Consider the following 25,053-nt stretch of genomic DNA (forward strand, 5'->3'; position numbering starts at 1 on the left):
ATTAATATGGCTGAAAAATTGGAATACATGAATAGTGCAATCGTAAAGGATTTTACAAAGGATATTCAGCAGTATAACCTTGGGCCTCTGTGGGAAGCCATTCCCGCTCTGATGGACCATGAACCTAAACCTCATGCCCATGCTTATTTATGGAAAGAAGAGCTTTTGACTAAAAAGTTGATGGAAGCAGCTGAAATCTTCACACCTGATCGAGGAGGGGAGCGGAGGGCCATTTATTTTCAAAACCCAGGCTTAACTTATCGTCAGCCTTGGGGATGGGCTTCGACAACACAAACGCTTTATGCAGCGGTTCAGCTATTGTTGCCTGGTGAAGTGGCTCCTTCCCATCGTCACTCTCAAAGTGCCCTTCGTTTCATTACAAATGGTGAGGGTGCCTACACCATCGTGCAAGGAGAAAGGATATTCATGGAAGAAGGGGATTTCTTGATCACGCCAAAAAACCTATGGCATGGTCATGGTCATGTTGGAGAAAAACCGATGATTTGGATGGATGCCCTTGATATTCCAACTATCTATTCAATAGGTGGCACTTTCTTTGAACCATACCCAGACCGGGTTGAAACGCCTAAACGGCCTGATGATTTTTCAGAGCTCCGTTATCAAGGCGGAATGGTTCGTCCGATATCCGATCGTTATTCACAAGTGGCACCGCTTGCCAACTACAAATGGAAAGGCACCAAAGCAGCGATAGAAGGATTAATGAACTTCGAACCAGATCCATTTGAAGGTTTTGCTGTGGAATATATCAATCCTTCAAATGGACAAACGGCAAATCCCACGATGGGGGCATGGATGCAGAAACTGCCAAAAGGATTCCATACCAAAGCACATCGCCATACCCATTCCACAATCTATCAAGTGCACCAAGGTTCAGGCTATACGGTCATTAATGGAGTGCGTTTTGATTGGTCCAAGGGAGATTATTTCGTCGTTCCGAATTGGGTTTGGCATGAGCATGTTGCAGAAGCCGATTCTTACTTATTCTCGGTAAACGACCTACCAATAATGGAGAGATTCGATTTGGAACAGCAACAGGCATTAGACACAAACAATGGTTACCAAAAGGTTGAAAGTGAATTCAAGCCTGTTTTGGTTTGAAAATAATCGGTTGAAACTTTCAGAATGATCCTAATGAATATATAGAATGCCAGTTGAATGAAAACGCTTACTATGGTATTGGTCCACAACATTGGCTAAAAGCTACTTAATATAGGGGGAATTGATGATGAACACAGAAAAAAAACCATTCATCGTTATCGGTGGGGGAATTGGCGGATTGGCAACTGCTTTAGGAATCGCAGAAACTAAACAGTATGTAAAGGTCCTTGAACAAGCTCCCGAATTTGGTGAAATTGGTGCAGGAATTCAGCTTGCCGCAAATGCAACCAACGTATTAAAGCGTTTAGGCGTCATGGAAAAAATCAATGAAATAGCAGTCTTTCCAAAAAGATTGGTACTGATGGATGCTTTTTCTGGAAAAGAGCTTTCCGCTTTGGATTTAGGTGATGTTTATAAAGAAAGATATGGAGCGCCTTATATTGTTTTGCATCGTTCCGATTTGCATAAAGTACTGGCTGAGGCCTGTGATATGAACCCGTATATTGAACTGGTAACGAACCAAACCATTATTGAAACAGTAGAAAATGAGGGTGAAGTGACGGTTACTTCTGCCAACGGGTCCCAACATTCAGGAACGGCTGTCATTGGAGCCGATGGATTATGGTCCAATGCACGGAAACTGTTTGTTGAAGATCAACCGGTCTGCTCACAATATGTTGCATACAGAGGAGCGATTCCGATGGAAGAGGTTACGAGTCATGGAGATTTAGATGATGTATATATGTGGATTGGACCAAACCTTCATCTTGTTCAATACCCGGTTAGAAGGGGAGAACTATACAACCAAGTGGTGGTCTTCAAAAGTTCTCAATACACGGAAGAAAACGAAAAAACAGATCAATGGGGTACCCCCGAAGAAATGGATCATGTATTCGCCGGAACTTGTGAGCTTGTTCAGAATGCAATTTCATTCATTCAACGGCAACGCCGCTGGCCAATGTATGACCGTTTACCAATTGATAATTGGACAAAAGGGAAGATTACGCTAACGGGCGATGCTGCACATCCGATGCTTCAATACTTGGCACAAGGGGCTTGCCAGGCTTTAGAAGATGCAGCTTATATGGCGGATATGCTTCATAAGCATGGGAATGACATTGAACAGGCATTTTTGGACTACCAAGAGGAACGGATTCCGCGTACGGCGAATGTTCAAACCAGCGCTAGAATGTGGGGGGAAATCATCCACAATGAGACCGATGCCGGAATTCTGCTCAGAGATACAATCCTTGCAGGTCGCACGGATAAGGATTTCAAATTCGTCGATGAATTTCATGGTTATAATAAAATGGCCGTGAAAGCATAAAGCTGATTCGTTTCATAAAAATCTTATGATGGGATGTAATGAATTTACAGATGGGTTTTGCCTTTCTTCTTTATGAAGAAAGGCTTTTGCCGTTCATCCTCCATAATTGCATTTTTATAACATTCCTTTACATGGGGAGAATTAGAAGTATAATGAAAATATAAAGGTCAAACTTGGTCAAATTAAGAGGGGTTTCGTTCATGAAATAGATGAATGGGAGGTTTTAAGATGGATATTAATAAAATGACGGAGAGAACCCAACAGGCAATCATTGGCGGCCAGGAGCTAGCTAAAGATAGAGGGAATCCCGAGCTGACGGAGCTTCATTTATTAAAGATTTTAATGGAACAGGATGAAAGTTTATTAATCAGGATTTTATCGGAATCTGATAAACCGATGAATCAATTTGATATAGAGCTTACTAGGGAACTGGATCGATTACCGGAAGTGAGCGGAAGTGTTTCCCAGGTTTACATGTCATCCTCCTTACAGGGAATTTTGACCGCTGCCGAAAAAGAAATGCAGATGTGGGAAGATGAATATTTATCTGTCGAACATATACTTCTTGCGTCGTTGCAGGTCAATAAAACGAATGTAAACAGGCTTTTTTCATCATATGGGATTGATTATGATAAAGCAAAACAGGTTATAAACGATATAAGGGGGAATCAACGAGTGACTAATCAAAATCCTGAAAGCACATATGAGGTACTTAAAAAATACGGCAGAGATCTCGTTGCTGAGGTTAAATCAGGGAAGGTCGATCCCGTAATCGGTCGAGATACGGAAATCCGTAACGTCATTCGGATACTCTCACGTAAAACGAAAAATAATCCTGTATTAATTGGAGAACCTGGAGTTGGTAAAACAGCCATTGTCGAAGGGTTGGCACAAAGGATCGTGAGAAAGGATGTGCCGGAAGGATTAAAGGACAAGACCGTTTTTTCACTTGATATGAGTGCGCTTGTCGCAGGGGCAAAATTCCGCGGTGAATTTGAGGAAAGGCTAAAAGCGGTGTTGAATGAAATCAAGAAAAGTGACGGCAAAATCCTTTTATTCATTGATGAATTGCATACAATTGTTGGGGCCGGAAGAACGGATGGCGCGCTTGATGCCGGGAATATGTTAAAGCCGATGCTTGCACGAGGGGAGCTGCACTGTATCGGTGCAACAACCCTGGATGAATATCGACAATATATTGAAAAGGATCCGGCTCTTGAACGCCGTTTCCAACAGGTTCTGGTTCCTGAACCGGATGTGGAAGATACGATTTCAATTTTGCGTGGATTAAAGGAACGGTTTGAAATTCACCATGGCGTCAGGATACATGATCGGGCGATCGTTGCAGCCTCTGTCCTTTCGAACCGATATATAACGGAGCGATTCCTACCGGATAAAGCGATAGATCTTGTGGATGAAGCTTGTGCGATGATCCGAATGGAAATCGATTCAATGCCCTCCGAGTTGGATGAAATCACGAGAAAAGTCATGCAACTTGAAATTGAAGAAGCGGCCTTGAAGAATGAGGAGGACCCTCAAAGCAAAGCAAGGCTGGAAGTGCTTCAAAAAGAACTATCAGAACTTCAGGATCAAGCGAATAGCATGAAGTCCAAATGGCAAATGGAGAAATCAGCTCTTCAAAAGGTGCAGGATCAACGTGAAGAGCTTGAGAAACTGCGCCATGAGCTGGAACAGGCAGAGAATGACTATGACCTTAACAGGGCAGCAGAACTTCGGCACGGAAGGATTCCACAGCTTCAAAAAGAATTGGAAGCAATGGAAGATGAATTGGAAAAGGAAAAACAGGAATCACGGTTGCTTCGCCAAGAAGTGACTGAGGAGGAAATTGCCTCGATTGTTGCAAGGTGGACGGGGATTCCCGTAAGCAAGCTGGTGGAAAGTGAAAGGGAGAAGCTGCTTCGCCTTTCTGATATCCTGCATGAACGCGTAATAGGTCAGGGAGAAGCGGTGGAACTAGTATCCGATGCTGTTTTACGGGCAAGGGCTGGAATTAAGGACCCCAACAGACCGATTGGTTCATTCATTTTCCTGGGGCCGACTGGAGTAGGTAAAACTGAACTGGTAAAAGCTTTGGCAGAAACGCTATTCGATAGTGAAGAACATATGATCCGAATCGATATGTCGGAATATATGGAGAAACATTCCGTGTCCCGCCTTGTTGGTGCACCTCCTGGATATGTTGGTTTTGAGGAAGGCGGCCAACTAACGGAGGCAATTAGGAGAAACCCATACTCAGTGGTATTATTGGATGAAATTGAAAAGGCGCATCCTGAAGTCTTCAATATTTTGCTGCAAATGTTGGATGATGGTAGGATAACGGACTCCCAGGGCAGAACAATCAACTGTAAAAATACAGTGATCATCATGACTTCCAATATCGGTTCCCATTTCTTGTTGCAGTCCAACCTGATTGATGGTGGAATTGAAGACGAAATAAAAGATCAAGTCTTTAAAGAATTAAGAGGGCATTTCCGTCCGGAATTTTTGAATCGCGTAGATGACATTGTTTTATTCAAACCTCTTACGAAACAAGAAATCGTTGAAATCGTAGAAAAAATGGTTCAACAATTACAAGTAAGGTTAACTGAACAAAATATTATCCTGAACGTCACTGAAGCGGCTAAGGAATTCATTGCGGACCAGGGATATGATCCGGTATATGGGGCCAGACCATTGAAGCGATTCATCCAAAAGCATCTTGAAACGAAAATCGCCCGTAAGATCATAGCTGGGACAGTTGGACTGGAAATAACGATTGATTATGATCATGATGAATTGGTCCTCATATAAAATGTAGTTTACCCGAAAGCAAAGTACGGTATAACAAAAAGGACATCCTAAAAAGGATGTCCTCTTTTTGTTTCTTAATGTTGATGAGAGTCTTTTGCTGGCCCAGCAGGCATGATAGCAGGGATGATGCAAATCAGGATAGCAGCAGCTACTCCTAAAATCGTCCCCTGCGCAGCATCGTATGAAACTCCGATCATGGAAGAAACAACATATACAGTCATATGCACTAATAAGAATGTCCAAAAAATTGTCCAAGCATAACGCATCGAATTTCACCTCATTCCACTACATTCATTTTTATCTTACCATAATTAATATACAGTTAAAACGTGTTTTTAATAATAACCATTAAATAATTCATTACCTTAAATCATAAGAGAAGTTTTCAGGCAGTCTAGTTGGTACCTATGTTAAAAGGGAAATTCTGGGTATTTAATAAAAAAAAACCATCCCAGCTTGGTTAATTTAAGATAAGAAGTTAGGCGTTACCACTGACCCTTTCTATTTTTCGTCATAAATTAATATAGTAGTAGTAATATTCCTTAAAGGAGTTAGACCGATGGAACAACGAACTTTTCAAATTGATGACCAATGGAATATCATCTATTATCCAGAGCGGCCCAGTGGTTTTTCCGTAATGGTAATTGGAGACCGTAGTCATTTTGTCGAAAAAGACAGCAGCTTTTGGCTGCAGCATCCAGGCAGGTTGCGGATATTGGAATATTTAAAGGAATACGGATACACGCTATTCTCATCCAATTTTCACGGAGCCAACTGGGGCAGCCCTAAAGCAATGGACCTTTCCCTTAACCTATATATCCTTTTCATGAAAAAAGAAATAGTCAATCAAAGGTTTCATATATTGGCAGAGGGGACAGGCGCGCTCCTTGCCTTAAAGCTAATGAATGAACTTGGAAATAAAATACGTTCTGTCGTATTAATCGATCCGGTTTTTTCCTTGAAAGCTCAACTGGAGAAAGAAAAGGAAAATAAGTTCTTCTATAAAAAGTGGCTGTCCGAGGTCGCTGCTGCATATGAGCTCGATCCGGCAGAATGTGAACAGCATATTCTGGACACTGATGATACAGTGATCGCTGAGAAAATCCCCATGAAAGTGATTCAGGTTTTTGGAAGCATGCGGAAAGAGCAAGCCTCCCTTTATCGGGAAATCCAACTGGCTAGGAAAGCAGACTTGCAGCTGACTTATTTATTGCCTGAAAAACGTTATAAAATCCCCTATCAAATACAGAAGTTTTTCAATGAGAATGAAGAGTCTTTATGAGAATGGATATATTTTCACAATAGTTTGCATACGATACAGCATCTAAAAAAACTAGACGTGTCGAGTGAAATGGGCTTGATGGCATACGAGGAGGTTGTATTTATGCAAACATACATTGTCATTGGCACTTATCAATTTGTGGGATTCCATGTAACTCAATATTTTTTGAACCAAGGTGAAGAAGTAATCGGAATTGATTGGGCTGATTCCGAAGCAAGTCGTTATATTATGGAAGAAAAGGAACTTGAAATAGGTAGAAGTTCGAACTATATATATTTTCCGATAAATAAACTTAAATTATTGGATATTTCACAGCAGGACACTGTTTTCATATCTTGTTACGATATTCAAAGCGGAAAAACGGGTAAAATCGATTTTCTTATAGGCGAAATCGTTTACTTCATTGAAAAATGCAAAAAAAATGGATCTAATCAAACGCCAAATTTTGTTATTTTCATGCCAATTGAAGGAGATGTCAGTATTTTTCAGTCCATTTTAAACTCGATCGAAGGAATTGATTCTGCAAAAATCATATTTTTACCGACCATTTATGGACCTTGGCAACCGGAAGGCATGAGCTTTGAGGCTGGAATCAATCAACTTGGTCAGTCAGATATCAAAGCGGCAATCGCTAACGAATATACCGGAGATGCCCTCTTCATCACTGATTTTGTGAATGATTTGGAAGCAGTGCTTACCTCCACTTCCGATAGGGCCATCCAATTGTGCAGCAGTATTGATGATCATTGGAATAAATGTGCCAAGTTAATATTTGGTGAAACTATGGATTCATTCATTTCCCAACCAAAAACTAAAATCAATAAAGGATCAATATTTGAGGTGCACAGCAAAATGGACCCGGAAGAAGGCATTGCTCTACAAAGAAAACATAATAAAAGATTAAATTTACTTAAAGAGTGGAGAAAGCGTGATTAACGGGGAGAGGACCTTAATGCTTAAATTCGAAGGAATATATAAAACCGAAAGCTTCGTTATTTGGAAAGGACAAAACTGTATATTTGCCTCTACCCTATAAGTCTTGTACTATAATGTTCAAGGATAGGAATAAACGTCAAAAGATATTCATGATTTTATATTTGCGCCCTTTACGAAAGGGACAAGTGGAATTATGATAATATTGAGCTTTATTTGGGCATCACAATGATCAATTGATGGTTATTCAAAAGATAGGGGGAAATGCAAATGAGTTCAGATAAAACTCTTGAATTTATGGGGATCGCCATGAAGTACTTCCCAGAGGCTAAAGCGAAGCTTGAAGCAAGCGGGATTCCATTCTCAATGGAGATGGCAGAGCCATTCATGGAGCTCTTTAAAAGCGTGATGCAAGAAGCTTATGAGCTTGGAAAACAAGATGCTCAGCGTTAATTGAAGGTAGGCTGTCCGGGTAAAAGGGCAGCCTTATTTTTTTATTCTTTTTTCAAGAACTTGGCGATCAATGGGCTCAGGTTAATTTTATCGATGGCCGGTTTGTATTGACTGTATAAGCTCATCAAAGTTTCAACACTCTCCATCAATTGCATGTAATCAATCTTCGATTCCTCTTGCTCAGGTTCAGCTTTCCTGCCAAACATCAAATTCGAAAAATGATCATCCTGGGTTCCCTGGTTGTTGCGATTGAAGATGTCCACAATAAATTCCTCCTATCTCCTTTTATTTATAATGTATGTCCCCAATTTCCCCTGGCATAGGCGCTTGTCCGACTTCGAAAAGAGATTTCTTTAGCTATTCAAATTGTTAACTCTTGCAAGGAAGTGTTTTTTTATATAAAATTAGTACCAGGTAATAATAGATGCTTATAATAACTCATTAAAATATAAGGGGATGGCAAGATGAATGCTGGTATACTTGGGCTTGGCCGCTACTTACCCGACAAAATCGTTACAAATGCGGATTTAGAGAAAATTATGGACACTTCCGACGAGTGGATCCGGACTAGGACGGGTATTGAGGAAAGAAGAATTGCAAATGATGATATTGATACATCAGATATGGCTTATGAAGCCGCAAAAGCTGCATTGAAAAATGCGGAAATTTCTGCTGATGAGATAGATTTAATTCTTGTAGCTACTGTTACGCCTGATCAGTCGTTTCCTTCTGTCGCTTGCATGATTCAAGAGAAATTGGGAGCGATGAAGGCAGCTGCAATGGATGTAAGTGCTGCGTGTGCCGGTTTTATGTATGCAATGATCACGGCACAGCAATTTATTAAGACAGGTGCATATAAGCATGTGTTGATCGTCGGTGTTGAAAAACTTTCGAAAGTAACCAATTGGGAAGACCGCAATACTGCTGTACTTTTTGGTGACGGTGCGGGTGCAGCTGTACTTGGACCTGTATCGGAAGGCAAAGGGGTCCTTTCCTTTGAATTAGGCGCAGATGGAACTGGCGGGAAGCACTTATTACAGGAAGGAGATTTCATTCATATGAATGGACGTGAAGTATTTAAATTTGCTGTCCGTCAGATGGGGGAATCCAGCCTGGGTGTATTGGACAAAGCTGGTTTGACAAAAGAAGATGTCGATCTGCTTGTCCCGCATCAAGCAAACATACGCATTATGGAAGCTTCAAGGGAACGCTTGGGTCTCCCGCTTGAAAAAATGACAAAAACGGTTCATAAATATGGAAATACTTCTTCAGCGTCCATTCCAATGGCCCTTGTGGAAGAAATGGAAGCAGGAAGAATCAAGGACAATGACTTAATCGTCATGGTCGGTTTTGGTGGTGGCCTTACATGGGGAGCGATCGCTCTTAGGTGGGGTAAATAAAAGAAGTAGCAAAACGTAAGAGCTTTAAAATAGGAAGGAGCCATTTTAATGACTAATCGTCGTGTAGTTGTAACAGGTATTGGAGCAATCTCACCAGTTGGTAATGATGCAGAAACTGGATGGAAGAATATAATCGAGGGGAAATCAGGAATAGGGCCTTTAACTCGTTTGAATGCTGAAGAATTCCCAGTTAAAGTGGCTGCTGAAATCAAGGACTTTGATATAGAGACTTATATTAATCGTAAAGAAGCGCGTAAGATGGACCGTTTTACCCATTATGCAATTGCAGCATCCGTTATGGCCTATAATGATAGTGAGCTGAAAATAACGGATGAAAATGCAGCACGTATCGGGGTCTGGATCGGTTCGGGTATCGGCGGGCTGGAGACTCTTGAGACACAGCATGAAAACTTTTTAAACAGAGGGTATAAACGGGTGAGCCCATTTTTCGTACCGATGATGATTCCGGACATGGCAGCTGGCCAGGTATCTATCTTACTGGGTGCTAAAGGAATCAATTCATGTACGGTAACAGCCTGCGCAACAGGAACAAATTCAATTGGTGACGCGTTTAAAGCCATTCAACGTGGCGATGCCGATGTGATGATCACAGGTGGAGCCGAAGCGCCAATAACAAAAATGTCGGTTGCAGGATTCTGTGCAAATACTGCTTTATCGACCAATCCTGATCCACAAACTGCTAGCCGTCCTTTCGATCTTAACCGTGATGGTTTCGTAATCGGCGAAGGAGCTGGAATCATCGTTCTGGAAGATCTTGAACATGCATTGAATAGAGGAGCCAAGATTTATGCCGAAATAGCTGGTTATGGATCAACTGGAGATGCCTTCCATATTACCGCTCCGGCACCAGGTGGAGAAGGCGGGGCAAGAGCGATGAAAATTGCTATTGAGGATGCAGGTTTGAATCCGGAAGACATCCAATATGTGAATGCCCACGGAACGAGTACGCCTTACAACGACAAATATGAAACGATGGCAGTCAAAGAAGTCTTTGGCGACCATGCTAATAAACTTGCAATAAGTTCCACTAAATCAATGACAGGCCATATGTTAGGGGCAGCAGGCGGTGTGGAAGCAATATTCACGATTCAGGCAATCAGGGACAGCATTTTGCCTCCAACCATCAATATTGAAACACCAGACCCTGAGTGTGATTTGGACTATGTCCCGAATCAAGCAAGGAAGGGCGAAATCAATGCCGCCATCAGCAATTCACTTGGATTCGGTGGACATAACGCTACTATTCTTTTCAAGAAATATCAATAAAACAAACAGAAGGAAGAGCAGATCTTTTGAGATCTGCTCTTTTTGTGTTGAAGGGAAAATGCAGGATATAAAATGTGTCATTCAGCTTTTTTAAATCATACGATAGTCAAAAGAAGCGGAGGTGTATGGGAAATGGGGGTCATTTCAACTGATGAATGGATGAGGAAGGATTTCAACCACCCGGTCCAGATGATGGAAAGACTTAAAAGCACATTCAACAATACGCTTGATGCGGATATGATTTATCATCATTTATTAAAGCATGGCATGTATTCGCCGAATCAAAAAACGAAACTCACATGGGAAGACTTAAAAGAAAATAATGTATGGGAAAAAACACAAAGCCTGTTCACATCTTATAAGAAACTATGGGGAGGGCCTGATGTTCCCATATTTATTTTTCCGCTCATGTCTTCTGGGATATGGAAGAAAACAGTTGAAACAAAGTCAGGGTTGGCATTTGAAGATAAACTATTCCTTTTTTACGACAAGGGTATAGCTGAAAAGGAAATGGAGGCCCTGTTGATTCATGAATATCATCATGTCTGCCGATTGCATCACTTGAAAAAGGACCAAAAAGAATTTACTCTCCTTGATACGATGATCATGGAAGGGCTAGCGGAACGAACGGTGGGAAAATATTTAGGAACAAAATTTTTAGCGAAATGGACTAAGTTATATCAGGAAGATAAACTACGAGAATTTTGGAGCAAACATTTAGAGGAAAAGCACATGATAAAGCGTACAGACCCTCTTCATGATGTGCTTCTGCTTGGAACGAAAGGATACCCATATATGCTTGGATACTGTAGTGGCTATTACCTAGTGAAAAATTACGAAAAACTCTCTGTGAAAAAATCATTCATTATTCAATCTGAAAAATTCTTATCAATAAATAGCTAATATATACGTTCTTTTTTTATAATCTGTTTTCTAGAATAGGAATAAATTGTATGGTTCCTGCCTATACTGATTGACAAACAGAAATTTGTTTAAGTGAGGGATGAATGATGTTATATCTTCATGATGTATGGGTTAACTGGTTTGAAGGAGAAGAAAACGGCTATAATATTTGTCATTTTCATGAATGGAGGAAGGATGATGGGATCGAACTACTAGATCAAGTTCCTTTGTTGAAAGTGTCAGCAACATTGTTCCACTACATAGAAAACGACTTGTCAGAATTACCTAAGCCATTGCTGAATGACGTGTATCAAAAAGCATATGCAAGGAAAAATCATGAACGAATTCAGCTTGACTATTGTTTTATCGTGACTGATGGAAATGGAATTTTAGCTGTTGATACGATAGGGTATCATATTCCGATCAGGAAAAGCAGAATAATTCCCCGGCAGGAACAAATTGTTTATGACATGATAGAAAACCATGATGAGATGGATTACACCTTTACTGAAAAACCTACATCTGAGAAAGAATATCATATTTTGTCGCCGTCTCCCTTATTCATGAATGGGTTGACAAGAAAAGAAAGACAGCTTAAGCAATTACTATTCATGGCCATGGACCAATTATTCACGGCGAAAAATACTGCTGAAATCCGCTATTGGTATACAGAATGGGCCCCTGAAAAATATGAAAGCATTCAAGAAATGGATTTTCAGATAGCTTGGCTAGAGTTATATGAAGAAATGAAGGAAGGCTGGTCAGAGAAGCACCTTCAACTTTGTGAAAATTTGGTGAAGGGGCAGCCTTTTTTTGAAAAGCTTTGGCAAGTGGAAGCTGGCGATAGCCCATCGATATTATGAACAAAAAAAAGACGATCCGATGAGGATCGTCTTTTTTTATCTCTTTCTGCCAAGTCCCATGCCATTATACATTTTTCTGATCATTTTATTGGCTTCAATGTTGGCTTTTTCTGCACCGCGGTCCAGAATTTCATCCAATTCAGGCGAATCGATTAATTCATTAAAGCGTTCCTGGATTGGTAGGATTTCTCCAAGTACCACATCAGCCAGATCACCTTTAAAGTCGCCATAACCTTTGCCTTCATACATCTCTTCAATTTCTGAATAGGTTTTTCCACTGAAGATGGAGTAAATGGACATCAGGTTGGAAACTCCGGCTTTGTTTTCCTTATCGTAACGGACAATACCTTCGGAATCGGTAACTGCGCTCTTGATATTTTTTTCGATTTGCTTCGGATCATCCAATAAGGCAATCGTTGCCTTTTTGTTAGGATCCGATTTGCTCATTTTCTTGGTTGGTTCTTGAAGGGACATGATACGTGCCCCTTCTGTAGGAAGGCTGATTTCCGGGATTTTGAAAATATCATTGTGCTTTTTATTGAAGCGTTCAGCCAAATCGCGTGTCAATTCAAGATGCTGTCTTTGATCTTCCCCGACAGGAACGACATCCGTACCATAAAGGAGAATATCGGCAGCCATCAGCGGCGGGTAAGTAAGAAGTGCTGCTGATACCCCTTCTTTGCCAGCGGATTTGTCTTTAAATTGGGTCATTCTCTCAAGTTCACCAATATAGGATATACTCTGTAAAATCCAGCCTGCCTGAGCATGCGCAGGTACCTCTGATTGAATGAAGATGGTATTCTTTTCAGGGTCTAGACCAATGGCCAAATATAAAGCGGCCAAAGTTTTAATGCTTTTCCTTAACTTAAGGCGATCTTGTGGAACTGTAATTGCGTGCTGGTCAACAATACAAAAGAAACATTCATATTCATTTTGTAAGTTAACGAATTGTTTCATGGCTCCGATGTAATTTCCTAAAGTAACGGAACCGGATGGCTGAATGCCGGAGAAAATCCTTTTCAACTGCTAGTCACTCCTCTAAATGCGTTTATTGATAAATGGATATTCGCTCTTCATTATTGTAAGGATAAATAGAAAATGAATCCACTTTCTTTGAAAGAAATGTGCGTGAAGCCCATGAAAGGGAACGCTCATTTAAATCTTGTGGAGGGCCGTTTTGTCCAGTATCGATGCCATTCTGAGAATACGAATTGTCCACTATAACTGTATTTTAGCATTTATTCATATTAAATGTATAATCGAATCGGTAATCAAGCAAAAGTACGGATTTTCCGTTTCCTTTTTTTGATTATGGAAGAAATGAAAGACTCAAGGAAAATCAAACCGTTTACTATATTTCACTATGAGCAGATGATTTTAGGGAAGGATACATACAAGGGAATACAGTGCTGAGGAACGTATTTCCACCTATGGGTTTTAAGATATAAACTTTGTAAGGCGGAGTTTTTTAATTATTTATAATATATAGGAGTAAAATTAATTGTTTGTGGTATTAAAGAAAGGGGTTTATTATATTTGTTGAATATTGATGACTGATGGCGAATGAGGTGGAGAAAATGAAACCAATGTGTAAATGGTTGATGACAGGTATGTGCATATTCCTGATTCAACAGCCAGTTCATGCGGAAGGCATGAACGAAACCAGGCAGGTAGCATTAGAAAATAAAGATTTGCCTGAGAGCGTACCGCGTTTTGTTTTTGATTCGGGGTTGAAATTCGACTATCCGGATGCTGTGCGCGGAATATATGTGACAGGGCCTGCAGCGGGTGGCAAGAAAATGAATGAACTTATTAAATATGTAGATGAAACCGATTTGAATGCGATGGTCATTGATATTAAGGATGACTTGGGGAACGTTACTTATCAAACCGAAGATCCAGATTCTCCATATGCTGGGATTGGTAAAGACTACATAAAAAATCCAAGGGTAATGCTGAAAAAAATGGAAGATAAACAGATTTATCCGATTGCAAGGGTAGTCGTTTTTAAAGACTCCCTTCTGGCCAAAGAGAAGCCTGAATTATCTTTTTTAGATGACGAAAAGGTATGGAAGAATGGTCGAGGGGAAGCCTTCGTTAACCCATTCTTAAAAGAGGTGTGGGATTATAATGTCGGTATTGCCATTGAAGCTGCAAAGATGGGTTTTAAAGAAATTCAATTTGACTATGTCCGTTTTCCCGAAGGATTCGAAAACAAGGAAGATGATTTGAAATATGATGTCGGTGAATATGATGAAGCGAAAGTAAGTCATACAGCCAAAAGGGTTCAGGCAGTGACGGATTTCGTAAGTTATGCGAGAAAACAACTGGAGCCATATGATGTGGAAGTATCAGTGGATATTTTTGGATATGCTGCTACATTGCCTGAAGCTCCCGGAATTGGGCAAAACTTCACAAAAATCTCTGAGAATGTCGATGTAATTTCCTCCATGATCTATCCAAGTCACTGGACATCTTATTTTGGTATCGATAAGCCTGATTTGGAGCCGTATGATCTCGTTAAGGAATATGCGAAATTGGAGAACGGGAAGCTGAAGGAATTAAAAACGCCACCTACTTCTAGACCTTGGCTACAAGATTTTACTGCCTCATATTTAGGGGAGGGGAATTATCAAAGGTATGGTAAGGAAGAAGTGGAAGCCCAAATAAAAGCATTGAATGATAATGGTATTGATGAATACTTATTATGGAATGCAGCAAATCGATATACAAAGGGAGTAGACTATACCCCATGAAAAAATGGATGACCTAGGAATCCTTCCGGTCATCCAATTTCTCTCTGAATTACCGCTTTTTATTCCCGCCAACTTGACTCCATCCTGACTGAATTCGTTTCGATTGATCGAAAATATGAGAGTGACGTTTCCCGCCAAACCATTTTTCGCCGATGCCATTCGTCACAACGCCATTCACAGCTGTAATACCAATAACGCAAGCAGCGACTAAAAAAAAGTCGATAAAGTAACTGATCATCTAAACCCCTCCTAATATTTTCAAGCTATTTAAGTTCCATTGTAGTGGATAAGAAAAAATCTGGAAAGTATAAACTAGCAAATGAGGAGATTAAATTATGAATTGGTATGAAAAATTAAACCAGTATTTCCCTATTGAAGAAATGAAGTCCAAAGAACATATAGAAGTTCTTTTAGAAGATAAGCAGGAAATATATAAAAAGGATGAAGGTCCCGACCATGTTTTATTGTATGTGGAAGGGGAAGAGTTTATATTCGTTGATTACCTATTTGTATCAAAGAATTCAAGGGGGCAGGGATTAGGAAGGAAATTGATTCAAAAATTGCAAAAAAAGCAGAAAACGATTTTGCTGGAAGTCGAACCAGTACAAGAAAATGATGATGATACATTTAAAAGGCTGAAATTTTATAAAAGGGAAGGATTCCATCATGCTTCTTCGATTTCCTACAGCAGAAAATCGCTTGCCACTAAGGAGAACACGCCTATGGAAATCTTATATTGGCCGGCAAATCCATCTGTTGATGAAGAAGACGTATTTGATTTCATGAAAGAGATTTATTCTGAAATCCATACTTACAAAGATGATGACCTTTATGGGAAATCTTATCAAGATGTAGAGGATGTACTAAGCTTGAATGCAGGTCAGGAAACGGATATTTTTAAAGAGATGGAAGTTTGAGAAAAAAGGGCCGGTTGTTTGAATGAACCCAAAAAGTTAGACACTTTATTTACTTAGGCAGCCTTGAGGGCATGAACCCGGTAATCTACCGGGCTCATGCCTTTTAATTTTACCTTGATTCGTTGATGATTGTAGTAATGGATATAATCTCCTAGTTCTTGTTTGAAATGCTCCATGCTTTCAAATTCTTGAAGATAGAGTAATTCGGATTTTAATAAGCCAAAGAAGTTTTCAATGACCACATTATCGAGACAATTCCTTTGCGGGACATGCTTTGTGTAATGTTATGTTTTTTCAAATCATGCGAGTATTGTTTCATCTGATAATGCCAGCCCTGATCTGAATGGAGAATGGGTGAATCTTTCGATTCCAAGCGATCAAAGGCTTTATCCAGCATTTTGGAAACGAGCGGATAAACAGGCCGAGATTCGATATTATAGGCGATGATTTCTCCATTAAACAGGTCAAGAATGGCTGATAAGTATAGTTTCTCCCCAGCTAGATGGAATTCCGTGACATCTGTCACCCCCCATTTTTCAATGGACTTTGCCGCCTTGAAATCACGTGCTAGAATGTTGGGCGCAATCTTACCGATGTTCCCTTTGTACGAACGGTATTTCTTCATGCGAATCAATGACTTCAATCCTAGTTCATTCATCAATCGGAGAACTGTTTTATGATTGATGGGAGCACCTCGGTTACGTAATTCTAGGGTAATACGCCGATACCCATAACGCCCTTTATGCGTATGGAAAATCTCTTTGATAAGGGATTTAATTTCTGTGTATTTATCCTCACGCCCGAAGGCGTTTACCCAATAATAGTACGTACTCCGTGCCATTTTAGAAATGGATAGAAGCAGTTTTAAATCAAATTGTTTCCTTAGTTCATGGACTACTTTCGCTTTTTCTTTCTTTGTAAGGCTTCCTTTTCTTGAACTAAGGCATTCAACTTTTTTAGATAGGCATTCTCTGCACGTAAGTATTCTAATTCGGCAAGAAGTGCTTCTTGAGAGCCATTAGCTTGCGATTTTTTTCATGGATAGACGCCCCTTTTTCATTGGTTTTAGGGCGTCTATACCTCCTTCCTTAAACTGATTTACCCAATTCAAAAGTGTAGAATCGGAAGGAAGGTTATAGTGTACAGCGGTCTCGTTGATCGATGCCCCATATTCGTTCATATATTTAAGTACCTCTAGTTTAAAGGGCAGAGTGTAATTTGTATAGGATGGAACAAGTCCTTCCATCCCATGTTTTAGATAGCGAGCGACCCATCTTTTCAGAGGGGATAAACCTACATTTCTTTCTTGAGCAATGGATTTATAGGATTTTTTCCCTTCTAAGTACTCTAAAACTGCATGTGATTTTTCGTCTATCGTATATTTAGTCAAAAAAATACACCTCCAATTGTTAGATGTTGTCTAACAATTGGGGTGCAGTTCAGTTCACCGGTCCTTTTTAGTTTGTTGAAAAAAGTACGGTAAAGGAAGGCGTGAACGGACGAAAAAACAGCTCAGGATAACGAAAAAGTAAAAGTGCTCCAGCAGAAAACAACCGGAACTATTTTTAGAAAAATTGAGAGAAACTGTCTATTCTTAGAATTTGTCGATGAAAGGAGGTCCGGAATGGTTTTACCCCGAACCATGTTTTTTAATAGAAGACTTGGTAAACCTCCGATTTTTACTTTTTTTAGGATGTAACCCTAATATATTGAAGGAATTTGCGACACTCCTGCCGAAAAACTGGCTAGCCAAAACCCCACAGACGCTTGGCTGACAGTCGGCGTATAGGGAGCGGATTTCTGAAATTGAACTGAACGTCTTGCAAATAAAAAACTGCAGGCAAACTCGCTTTTCTTATGCATTTATTGCAGGAAAATGAATATCTATAACTTCTTGGATGGTAGATTGTTCCCTTATTGCTGATTCTTTTGAATTACCTTTTTTACTTTTGGAATTATATGTGCTAAAAGAATGGTTTTTCTTGTAAAAAGGAGGAATTTTCTTTTTGTTAAAGAAAATATATTAACAAGATCTTGTTTATTGACAAGGAATGGGGGTAAATAAAAGTAACGAGCTAATTAAAAAATCATGAGGGCCGAATTGAGAGTTAAATGAGAATGATAGGTAGGTATTTTCAATTAGAAAAAGTGGATTTAATGTATTACATAAAAAAACGAAATAGCCTATAGTACAGGCTAAACCAGAAGTTTAAAAGGATTTTTTCAAATATCAAAAAGGGTATTCATTTTAAATAAATTAGTGTATAATAAAGAATATGAAATACTTATTTAAAATTATTTCAAATTAGAGTGGTACTTATGAATACTAATAGTAGATTTCCCCTCATAGATCACCGATTCTATATTTAGGGAGTGTGAGTAAACATGGTAACATTATATACATCACCTAGTTGTACTTCATGCAGAAAAGCAAAAGCATGGTTAGAGGAACATGAGATTGGATATAAAGAAAGAAACATTTTTTCAGAACCGTTGACGATTGATGAGATAAAAGAAATTCTTCGAATGACAGAAGATGGCACCGATGAAATCATTTCAACACGGTCAAAAACTTTCCAAAAGTTAAACGTAAATTTAGAGAGCCTGCCTCTTCAAGAATTATATAAATTGATCAAGGAAAACCCAGGACTGTTGAGACGTCCAATTATCCTTGACGAGAAACGGCTTCAAGTTGGTTATAACGAAGATGAGATAAGACGCTTTTTACCACGTAAAGTTCGTACCTTCCAGTTGCGGGAAGCACAACGTATGGTCAACTAATAAGGTCTTTCAAGCTCTGCCAGGAATTGTGCAGGGCTTTTTCTTTATACATAACCGATTTTTCACCTTAATAACCGGGCATGACCGAATCCATAGGCGACAGACGTTTGGCATCTTCAGCAAGTCCCTATGGCCGGTCATCATTTAAAGATAAAATAAGAATGCTACTCCCCAGGCCATGTATATAATAAGGCATATACTACAGTAAGATTAAATTTGAAGAAAGCATTGTGATAGTTGCATGCGGATGAATTTTTTTATAGAATGAATGGAATATTAGGCAAACAATTGTTTTTTAGATAAGTAATGTTTTTTATTTCCCTTCTTCAAGGTTTTGTCATAAAATGATGTAAAATAGTCTGTTTTAATGGCTATCATGATTTACAGTATTCACTTACGGGTAAAGAGCTTTTAAGAGCAATTTTCGCTTGGGGGTTATTATCCCTTCAAAATGAGAAAGGAAGGGAGAGGGGAATCATGGAAATCGAACGCATTAATGATGATACAGTGAAATTTTATATTTCCTATATAGATATTGAGGAAAGAGGCTTCGATCGCGAAGAAATTTGGTACAGTCGTGAGAGAAGTGAGGAGCTTTTTTGGGAAATGATGGATGAAGTGCATCAAGAAGAAGAATTCATGATTGAAGGACCTTTATGGATTCAAGTTCAAGCTCTTGAAAAAGGCTTGGAAGTTTTGGTCACAAAAGCCCAGCTTGCCAAAGATGGTCAGAAACTCGAGCTGCCTCTTTCAGATGATAAGTTAAAGGATTTTAATGTATCAGATAAGATGGATACGCTTCTTGATCAACATTTCCATGGTAAGGATGAAGAAAGCGGTATGACATTCGAAGATGGTATGATTGAATTCATCACGACATTCGATGATTTTGAGGATGTCATTTCATTAAGTAAGCGTCATGGATTGGATGACTGGACGACAAAACTTTATGTTTATCAAAATAAATATTATCTTTATATCGAATTTTCCGAGGCGGAGATTGATGAGGAAGAAATCGATAATGTACTAAGTCTTTTATTGGAATATAGTCAGGAGTCACCAATAACGGTGCACATGCTTGAAGAGTACGGGAAAATAGTTATCGAAAATGATGTATTCACAACGGTCGATAAATATTTCGCATAGACTGTTGAGGCCGATTTCTACTGAAATCGGCCTTTTCGTCCTAGAATAAATTTTTTTTACCTTAGGCAAGGAGGTTTTTTACATGTGCCTGTGTTTGTTAATTGGAGGTAGTCTAGGTGAAGAATATAGTTGGCATCGGTCTGCTTATTCTCTTGTTGGTCGGGATTTGGTATTTTATAACAAATGACGTCAGTGGCGGGCTGATTTTTTATTCTAGCTTTATATTGACCCTTTTGTTGGTGATAATTGGTTTTATCATTTTCCTGGAAAATCGGGATCCCATACAGACCATTACATGGCTTGTTATTTTTGGCGCTTTCCCTTTCATCGGTTTCTTATTTTACTTTTTGTTTGGCCGTAATTTTCGGAAAGAAAGGATATTTCGCAAGAAGTACTTTTTGGATAAGCAAAGATTCGTGAAATTAAGCGGCGAAGCGGAATATAATGATCGAATTAAGGAAATGGGCGAGAACTCTCAGCAATTATTCACTCTTGCAAATAGGCTAGGGAATAGCCCTATTTCTTTTACGACCGAAACCCGGATTTTAAGGAATGGTAAGGAGACATTTTCCAATATCATCGAAGAATTAAAAAAAGCCAGACATCATATTCATTTAGAATATTATATTGTTAGGGATGACCGCATTGGCGGTGTGCTAAAGGATGTCTTGATACAAAAAGTAAGAGAAGGGGTAAAAGTCCGTTTTCTCTATGATGCGGTTGGTTCATGGAAGTTAGCTCGCTCTTATATCGATGAACTGAAGAATGCAGGGGTCGAAATGGTTGCCTTTGGTCCGTTGCATCTCCCTTTATTAAATAATAAATTCAACTTTCGTAATCACCGTAAAATAATTGTGATAGATGGCTCTGTCGGTTTCATCGGTGGCCTCAATATTGGGGATGAATATTTGGGTCATGATCCGAAATTCGGTTCTTGGCGTGATACGCATCTTATCGTGAAAGGGGAAGCGGTCAGGACTTTACAGATCATATTTCTGCAGGATTGGTATTATAGCACCAATAATAGCTTTTTAACGGATGAATATCTCTTGACTGGCGTGCCGGTCCATCATGAGCATGGTGGAGTTCAATTGATTGGCGGCGGGCCTGATAGTGAGTGGACGATCATTAAGAGCATTTTTTTTAAGATGATCACTTCTGCAGAAAAGTCCGTCTGGATTGCCTCACCCTATTTCGTTCCTGACGACGATATCTTTCAAGCATTGAAGGTAGCTGCTTTAAGTGGTTTGGATGTCAGGCTGCTGGTCCCAAAGAATCCCGATAAGCATATAGTATTTCATGCTTCGAGAACCTATTTTCCCGAATTGCTTGCTTCGGGAGTTCGTATATTCCAATATAATGAGGGCTTCATGCATAGTAAAATCATCATCGTTGATGACCAACTGGCTTCAATTGGGACAACCAATATGGATATGAGAAGCTTTCACTTGAATTTCGAAGTCAATGCCTTTCTCTACCGGACGGAAAGTACACAACAGCTTGTAAATGATTTTTTGGAAGATATAAAGGTATCCCAAGAGGTGGAAATTGTTGCATTTTCCAAACGGAATTTCGGGTTAAAAGTATTGGAATCCACTTGCCGATTGCTTTCACCCCTTCTATAGAAATTAACTTTCCTTTATGCCGATCTGGCATTTTTTTTTATTAAAAGGAAGGGATCCTTAGCGATGCAAGCGAATGTAGTGGATGAGGAGGAGATGTATGCTAACTGCGATAAAGAAAGATGGGACTTGGATGACCCTTCCTGAAAGGATATCGGCAAACGTGCTTGCTGAATGGAGAAAGTCAGCAAATTATTACTGTCCGTGTTGCAAGATGGAAATGTCCATCAAAGCAGGAAACGTCAGGATCCCGCATTTCGCCCATAAAAATAATTCTTCATGCCGTGCTTCTTCAGAACCGGAATCCGCCTATCACTTAATGGGAAAAAGAAAATTGTTTCAGTGGTTTTTATCACACGGCTATCAAGTGGATTTAGAAGCCTACTTTCCCGAAATTAAGAAAAGGGCTGATATCTTAGCTACGATAGGGGGGAATCGCTATGCAATAGAATTTCAATGCTCCGTAATCCCGGAGGTTGAATTCATTGAACGAACAAGAGCCTATCAAAGCGTGGGCATCAAGCCAATCTGGATCCTCGCTGCAAAACGCTTAAAAAGGAAAAGCATGTATGAATTCAGTTTATCCCGCTTCCAATGGCTCTTTGTCAGCGGCAGCTGGCACCATCCGTTTCTTTGGATGTATTGCCCGGAAACTAATCATTTATCAGTATTGAAGAACCTCACTCCCTTCTCCCCTAGAACCGTATTTGCCGAATTTACTTCAGCTTCCTTAAAACTCCTTCCCCCTAGTCGGGCATTGCCCCAAAACAGCTTTCGTTTCCCTTTTCTGCCTGCTTGGAGATATAAACGAAAAGACTGGTCCCTCTATCGTGTGAAAACTGCACGTAGAAACGATCCTTTTTTCGAAGAACTGTATTTACATCATATTACACCTGCGACAATTCCCATTGAAGTGGGTGTTCCAGTCAGAGGGATGCTTTTGATCGAAACAGCCCCGATTGAATGGCAGGCATGGTTTTACATGGATGTGTTTCAAGAGAAAAAAATGGGGGAAAAGATTTTCATGGCGAATATTATCCACTTTTTTAAGAAGCGTTCAAAAAAAGGGGAAATAAAGTTCAGGCCGTTGCCATTGCTTCATGAAAAACCACCCTTGGAGTACCCTGTAGGTCAATACATTAAGTTATTGGAGCACATGGGTTACATATCAAAGTTGGAAGAGGGGGTTTTTAAAGTTGAGAAGGAATTTTCCCTTCCCTTCACCAGTGATCAAGTTCAAATGATGGAAAAATTTTTCTATGATAAGCATAAGTTGATGCTGGAAAAGGGGAATATCCAGTATAATCAGGGAGAACATCCCTATTTATCTTGAATTCAGATGAAATGGCAGGATTATTTTTGTTATTGGAGAAATAGTAATAAGAACGAGATTTAAAAACTTTTAGAAAGCATGAATGCCGTATGCATAATTGCAGCGTTCAATCCGGTTTAATGAGTTAGCTGATTGGCGAGTTTTCTATAGAATGGAGAGGAATTTTTATGGCACAGGAAACAAAAGTGAATGCATTACCATCAAGAAGTGAAATAGCTGCAGAGGATACTTGGAGACTGGAAGATATCTTCGCCACCGAAGAAGATTGGGAAGCTGCTTTCAAAGTAGTGAAGGAAGACCTCAAGAAAGCGGAGGCACATAAAGGGACGTTGGGCGAAAGCGCAGAAAAATTATTTGCAGCCCTTCAACTCCAAGATGAAGTATTCGAGAAGCTTGGGAAAGTTTATTCTTATTCACATATGCGCAATGACCAAGATACAACCAATCCTTTTTACCAAGGGATGGAGGATCGGGCCAAAGCTTTATACGCCCAGGCAGCAGCTGCGTTTTCATATATGGTTCCTGAGTTATTGAGTATTGACGAAAGCAAATTGGAAGGGTTTTTAGAAGAAAAAGAAGAATTGAAATTATATAAACATTCTTTAGAGGAAATTAATCTTCAGAGACCCCATATCTTATCTGCCGAGCAGGAAGAATTATTGGCACAAGCATCAGAAGTACTCGATTCATCAGGCAATACTTTCGGTATGCTTAACAATGCTGATTTGAAATTCCCGACCATCAAGGATGAAGAGGGAAATGAAGTGGAAATAACTCACGGAAGGTATATCCGTTTTCTTGAGAGCGATGATCGACGTGTACGTGAGGAGGCATTTAAAGGGGTATACAGCAAGTATGGTGAGTTCCGTAATACGTTTGCTTCAACCTTGTCAGGAGAGGTGAAAAACCATAATTTCAATGCCACAGTACGAAAATATGATTCAGCACGCCAAGCGGCGTTAAGTAGCAATAACATTCCGGAGACCGTATATGATAATCTCGTTAAAACAGTCAATGACAACTTGCCTTTACTGCACCGTTATCTTGATTTACGTAAAAAAGTACTCGAATTAGATGAACTTCATATGTACGATCTATTCACTCCTCTTGTAAAAGAAGTGAAGATGGAAGTGACATATGAGGAGGCCAAAGATTATGTCCTAAAGGGTCTTGCTCCGCTTGGTGAGGACTATTTGAATGTTTTGAAAGAGGGATTTGAAAACCGTTGGGTCGATGTACATGAAAACGTAGGGAAACGAAGCGGTGCCTATTCTTCTGGTACATATGGGACGAATCCATATATTTTAATGAACTGGCAAAATAACGTCAATAACCTATTCACGCTCGTTCATGAGTTTGGGCATTCGGTCCATAGCTACTATACGCGTAAATACCAGCCATACCCATACGGGAATTATTCGATATTTGTAGCGGAAGTTGCATCGACTTGTAATGAAAACCTGTTGAATGATTATTTACTTAATACAATCGAAGAAGAAAAGAAACGCATTTATTTATTGAATCACTATCTAGAAGGTTTCCGTGGAACATTGTTCCGCCAAACGATGTTTGCAGAGTTTGAACATACCATTCATCTTAAAGCTCAAAATGGGGAAGCATTGACAGCGGATATGCTCACTAAGGAATATTATGAGCTGAACAAGAAATACTTTGGCGAGAATGTGAGCATTGATGAAGAAATCGGTTTGGAATGGGCACGTATTCCACATTTCTATTATAATTACTATGTTTATCAATATGCGACCGGAATCAGTGCAGCAACAGCTTTAAGCAAGCAAATCCTTGAAGAAGGAGAGCCTGCTGTCAAAAGGTATCTGGAGTTCTTGAAATCTGGAAGTTCTGATTATCCGATTGAAGTACTCAAAAAGGCTGGCGTCGATATGACAAAAGCCGAGCCTGTACAAGAAGCCATGAATGTATTCGAAGAAAAATTAAATGAGTTGGAAGAGCTTTTGAATAAATAGGATGTGAAAGGGACCCGAATGGCTTCGGGTTCCTTTTCATCTAATATGGATATCCGTTATAATCCTTTAAAGCGGTTTCTCTGATTTAAGCTGTGAAGAATAATGAAGAAAACAAAAAATAAAATAGGGGAGGTA

21 protein-coding genes and 1 pseudogene are annotated in these 25,053 nt (G+C 39.6%); 17 read left to right on the forward strand and 5 right to left on the reverse strand.

The genetic code is table 11. The annotated features are described in order from the left end of the window. Positions 1–6: 6 nt before the first annotated feature. The 3 genes from ACDZ29_RS16935 to clpB all read left to right on the forward strand — a co-directional run bounded on the left by ACDZ29_RS16935 (position 7) and on the right by clpB (position 5,257). Entirely contained in the window at positions 7–1,119 is a 1,113-nt protein-coding gene (locus tag ACDZ29_RS16935) for a cupin domain-containing protein (RefSeq protein WP_375088221.1), read from the forward strand. Positions 1,120–1,246: 127 nt separating this feature from the next. Beyond that, the gene (locus tag ACDZ29_RS16940) at positions 1,247–2,446 is read left to right on the forward strand and encodes an FAD-dependent monooxygenase (RefSeq protein ID WP_289324115.1); all 1,200 of its coding nucleotides are present in this window, start codon (positions 1,247–1,249) and stop codon (positions 2,444–2,446) included. A gap of 228 nt (positions 2,447–2,674) precedes the next feature. Next, a complete protein-coding gene (gene clpB, locus ACDZ29_RS16945) occupies positions 2,675–5,257 on the forward strand; it encodes an ATP-dependent chaperone ClpB (RefSeq protein ID WP_375088222.1) in 2,583 nt (860 codons plus the stop codon). A 74-nt stretch (positions 5,258–5,331) separates the two neighbouring features. Here clpB and ACDZ29_RS16950 read toward each other — a convergent pair whose 3' ends face one another. Next, positions 5,332–5,523, reverse strand: coding sequence for a YjzD family protein (locus ACDZ29_RS16950; protein WP_289317470.1), 192 nt, complete (start codon positions 5,521–5,523; stop codon positions 5,332–5,334). A gap of 293 nt (positions 5,524–5,816) precedes the next feature. On the opposite strand from ACDZ29_RS16950, the gene ACDZ29_RS16955 reads away from it, so the two are divergent. The 3 genes from ACDZ29_RS16955 to ACDZ29_RS16965 all read left to right on the forward strand — a co-directional run bounded on the left by ACDZ29_RS16955 (position 5,817) and on the right by ACDZ29_RS16965 (position 7,925). After that, positions 5,817–6,539, forward strand: coding sequence for a hydrolase (locus tag ACDZ29_RS16955; RefSeq protein WP_375088223.1), 723 nt, complete (start codon positions 5,817–5,819; stop codon positions 6,537–6,539). Between the two features lie 102 nt (positions 6,540–6,641). Continuing rightward, entirely contained in the window at positions 6,642–7,475 is an 834-nt protein-coding gene (locus tag ACDZ29_RS16960) for a hypothetical protein (RefSeq protein ID WP_289336101.1), read from the forward strand. Between the two features lie 267 nt (positions 7,476–7,742). Continuing rightward, positions 7,743–7,925 carry a ComZ family protein gene (locus ACDZ29_RS16965; protein ID WP_034314525.1) on the forward strand — a complete coding sequence of 61 codons (183 nt, stop codon included), beginning with the start codon at positions 7,743–7,745 and terminating at the stop codon, positions 7,923–7,925. Positions 7,926–7,966: 41 nt separating this feature from the next. Here ACDZ29_RS16965 and ACDZ29_RS16970 read toward each other — a convergent pair whose 3' ends face one another. Further along, the gene (locus tag ACDZ29_RS16970; protein ID WP_370014238.1) at positions 7,967–8,188 is read right to left on the reverse strand and encodes a hypothetical protein; all 222 of its coding nucleotides are present in this window, start codon (positions 8,186–8,188) and stop codon (positions 7,967–7,969) included. A gap of 201 nt (positions 8,189–8,389) precedes the next feature. On the opposite strand from ACDZ29_RS16970, the gene ACDZ29_RS16975 reads away from it, so the two are divergent. The 4 genes from ACDZ29_RS16975 to ACDZ29_RS16990 all read left to right on the forward strand — a co-directional run bounded on the left by ACDZ29_RS16975 (position 8,390) and on the right by ACDZ29_RS16990 (position 12,378). Further along, positions 8,390–9,325, forward strand: a complete 936-nt coding sequence (locus ACDZ29_RS16975) for a beta-ketoacyl-ACP synthase III (protein WP_289324120.1) — start codon at positions 8,390–8,392, stop codon at positions 9,323–9,325. A 48-nt stretch (positions 9,326–9,373) separates the two neighbouring features. Next, entirely contained in the window at positions 9,374–10,612 is a 1,239-nt protein-coding gene (gene fabF, locus ACDZ29_RS16980; protein WP_289317465.1) for a beta-ketoacyl-ACP synthase II, read from the forward strand. Between the two features lie 132 nt (positions 10,613–10,744). Beyond that, positions 10,745–11,515, forward strand: coding sequence for a DUF2268 domain-containing protein (locus ACDZ29_RS16985; protein ID WP_370014239.1), 771 nt, complete (start codon positions 10,745–10,747; stop codon positions 11,513–11,515). Between the two features lie 107 nt (positions 11,516–11,622). After that, positions 11,623–12,378, forward strand: a complete 756-nt coding sequence (locus ACDZ29_RS16990) for a YjbA family protein (protein ID WP_289324122.1) — start codon at positions 11,623–11,625, stop codon at positions 12,376–12,378. A 36-nt stretch (positions 12,379–12,414) separates the two neighbouring features. Here the strand turns inward: ACDZ29_RS16990 and trpS are convergent, their stop codons facing one another. Next, positions 12,415–13,401, reverse strand: coding sequence for a tryptophan--tRNA ligase (trpS, locus tag ACDZ29_RS16995; protein WP_289324123.1), 987 nt, complete (start codon positions 13,399–13,401; stop codon positions 12,415–12,417). Positions 13,402–13,988: 587 nt separating this feature from the next. On the opposite strand from trpS, the gene ACDZ29_RS17000 reads away from it, so the two are divergent. After that, positions 13,989–15,134: a putative glycoside hydrolase gene (locus ACDZ29_RS17000; RefSeq protein WP_370016991.1), complete on the forward strand. Its 1,146-nt coding sequence runs from the start codon at positions 13,989–13,991 to the stop codon at positions 15,132–15,134. A gap of 49 nt (positions 15,135–15,183) precedes the next feature. On the opposite strand, the gene ACDZ29_RS17005 is transcribed toward ACDZ29_RS17000, so the two are convergent. Beyond that, positions 15,184–15,372 carry a hypothetical protein gene (locus tag ACDZ29_RS17005; protein WP_289317462.1) on the reverse strand — a complete coding sequence of 63 codons (189 nt, stop codon included), beginning with the start codon at positions 15,370–15,372 and terminating at the stop codon, positions 15,184–15,186. A 97-nt stretch (positions 15,373–15,469) separates the two neighbouring features. Here ACDZ29_RS17005 and ACDZ29_RS17010 point away from each other — a divergent pair, with 97 nt between their 5' ends. Beyond that, on the forward strand, positions 15,470–16,051 hold the full coding sequence (locus ACDZ29_RS17010; RefSeq protein ID WP_289317461.1) for a GNAT family N-acetyltransferase: 582 nt from the start codon (positions 15,470–15,472) through the stop codon (positions 16,049–16,051). A gap of 53 nt (positions 16,052–16,104) precedes the next feature. Here the strand turns inward: ACDZ29_RS17010 and ACDZ29_RS17015 are convergent. Further along, a pseudogene (locus tag ACDZ29_RS17015) lies at positions 16,105–17,441 on the reverse strand (IS3 family transposase). A 995-nt stretch (positions 17,442–18,436) separates the two neighbouring features. Between ACDZ29_RS17015 and spxA the strand changes: the two are divergent. The 5 genes from spxA to pepF all read left to right on the forward strand — a co-directional run bounded on the left by spxA (position 18,437) and on the right by pepF (position 24,918). Beyond that, entirely contained in the window at positions 18,437–18,832 is a 396-nt protein-coding gene (gene spxA / locus ACDZ29_RS17020; RefSeq protein WP_034314502.1) for a transcriptional regulator SpxA, read from the forward strand. 477 nt (positions 18,833–19,309) lie between these two features. Beyond that, positions 19,310–19,978: an adaptor protein MecA gene (gene mecA, locus ACDZ29_RS17025; protein ID WP_289317460.1), complete on the forward strand. Its 669-nt coding sequence runs from the start codon at positions 19,310–19,312 to the stop codon at positions 19,976–19,978. A 116-nt stretch (positions 19,979–20,094) separates the two neighbouring features. Then, positions 20,095–21,603 carry a cardiolipin synthase gene (cls, locus tag ACDZ29_RS17030; RefSeq protein WP_375088224.1) on the forward strand — a complete coding sequence of 503 codons (1,509 nt, stop codon included), beginning with the start codon at positions 20,095–20,097 and terminating at the stop codon, positions 21,601–21,603. A 97-nt stretch (positions 21,604–21,700) separates the two neighbouring features. After that, complete coding sequence (locus ACDZ29_RS17035) at positions 21,701–22,933, forward strand: competence protein CoiA (RefSeq protein WP_375088225.1); 1,233 nt, start codon at positions 21,701–21,703, stop codon at positions 22,931–22,933. Between the two features lie 167 nt (positions 22,934–23,100). Beyond that, positions 23,101–24,918, forward strand: a complete 1,818-nt coding sequence (gene pepF, locus ACDZ29_RS17040; protein ID WP_289327255.1) for an oligoendopeptidase F — start codon at positions 23,101–23,103, stop codon at positions 24,916–24,918. Positions 24,919–25,053 lie beyond the last annotated feature (135 nt).

The organism is Peribacillus sp. RS7 (assembly GCF_041956845.1).
GTDB lineage: Bacteria > Bacillota > Bacilli > Bacillales > DSM-1321 > Peribacillus.

What these genes read in the sequence shown, in the direction of transcription:
- ACDZ29_RS16935 (WP_375088221.1), top strand. Translation starts at nt 7, where the DNA reads ATGGCTGAAAAATTGGAATACATGAATAGTGCAATCGTAAAGGATTTT.
- ACDZ29_RS16940 (WP_289324115.1), top strand. Translation starts at nt 1,247, where the DNA reads ATGAACACAGAAAAAAAACCATTCATCGTTATCGGTGGGGGAATTGGC.
- clpB (WP_375088222.1), top strand. Translation starts at nt 2,675, where the DNA reads ATGGATATTAATAAAATGACGGAGAGAACCCAACAGGCAATCATTGGC.
- ACDZ29_RS16950 (WP_289317470.1), bottom strand. Translation starts at nt 5,523, where the DNA reads ATGCGTTATGCTTGGACAATTTTTTGGACATTCTTATTAGTGCATATG.
- ACDZ29_RS16955 (WP_375088223.1), top strand. Translation starts at nt 5,817, where the DNA reads ATGGAACAACGAACTTTTCAAATTGATGACCAATGGAATATCATCTAT.
- ACDZ29_RS16960 (WP_289336101.1), top strand. Translation starts at nt 6,642, where the DNA reads ATGCAAACATACATTGTCATTGGCACTTATCAATTTGTGGGATTCCAT.
- ACDZ29_RS16965 (WP_034314525.1), top strand. Translation starts at nt 7,743, where the DNA reads ATGAGTTCAGATAAAACTCTTGAATTTATGGGGATCGCCATGAAGTAC.
- ACDZ29_RS16975 (WP_289324120.1), top strand. Translation starts at nt 8,390, where the DNA reads ATGAATGCTGGTATACTTGGGCTTGGCCGCTACTTACCCGACAAAATC.
- fabF (WP_289317465.1), top strand. Translation starts at nt 9,374, where the DNA reads ATGACTAATCGTCGTGTAGTTGTAACAGGTATTGGAGCAATCTCACCA.
- ACDZ29_RS16985 (WP_370014239.1), top strand. Translation starts at nt 10,745, where the DNA reads ATGGGGGTCATTTCAACTGATGAATGGATGAGGAAGGATTTCAACCAC.
- ACDZ29_RS16990 (WP_289324122.1), top strand. Translation starts at nt 11,623, where the DNA reads ATGTTATATCTTCATGATGTATGGGTTAACTGGTTTGAAGGAGAAGAA.
- ACDZ29_RS17000 (WP_370016991.1), top strand. Translation starts at nt 13,989, where the DNA reads ATGTGCATATTCCTGATTCAACAGCCAGTTCATGCGGAAGGCATGAAC.
- ACDZ29_RS17005 (WP_289317462.1), bottom strand. Translation starts at nt 15,372, where the DNA reads ATGATCAGTTACTTTATCGACTTTTTTTTAGTCGCTGCTTGCGTTATT.
- ACDZ29_RS17010 (WP_289317461.1), top strand. Translation starts at nt 15,470, where the DNA reads ATGAATTGGTATGAAAAATTAAACCAGTATTTCCCTATTGAAGAAATG.
- spxA (WP_034314502.1), top strand. Translation starts at nt 18,437, where the DNA reads ATGGTAACATTATATACATCACCTAGTTGTACTTCATGCAGAAAAGCA.
- mecA (WP_289317460.1), top strand. Translation starts at nt 19,310, where the DNA reads ATGGAAATCGAACGCATTAATGATGATACAGTGAAATTTTATATTTCC.
- ACDZ29_RS17035 (WP_375088225.1), top strand. Translation starts at nt 21,701, where the DNA reads ATGCTAACTGCGATAAAGAAAGATGGGACTTGGATGACCCTTCCTGAA.
- pepF (WP_289327255.1), top strand. Translation starts at nt 23,101, where the DNA reads ATGGCACAGGAAACAAAAGTGAATGCATTACCATCAAGAAGTGAAATA.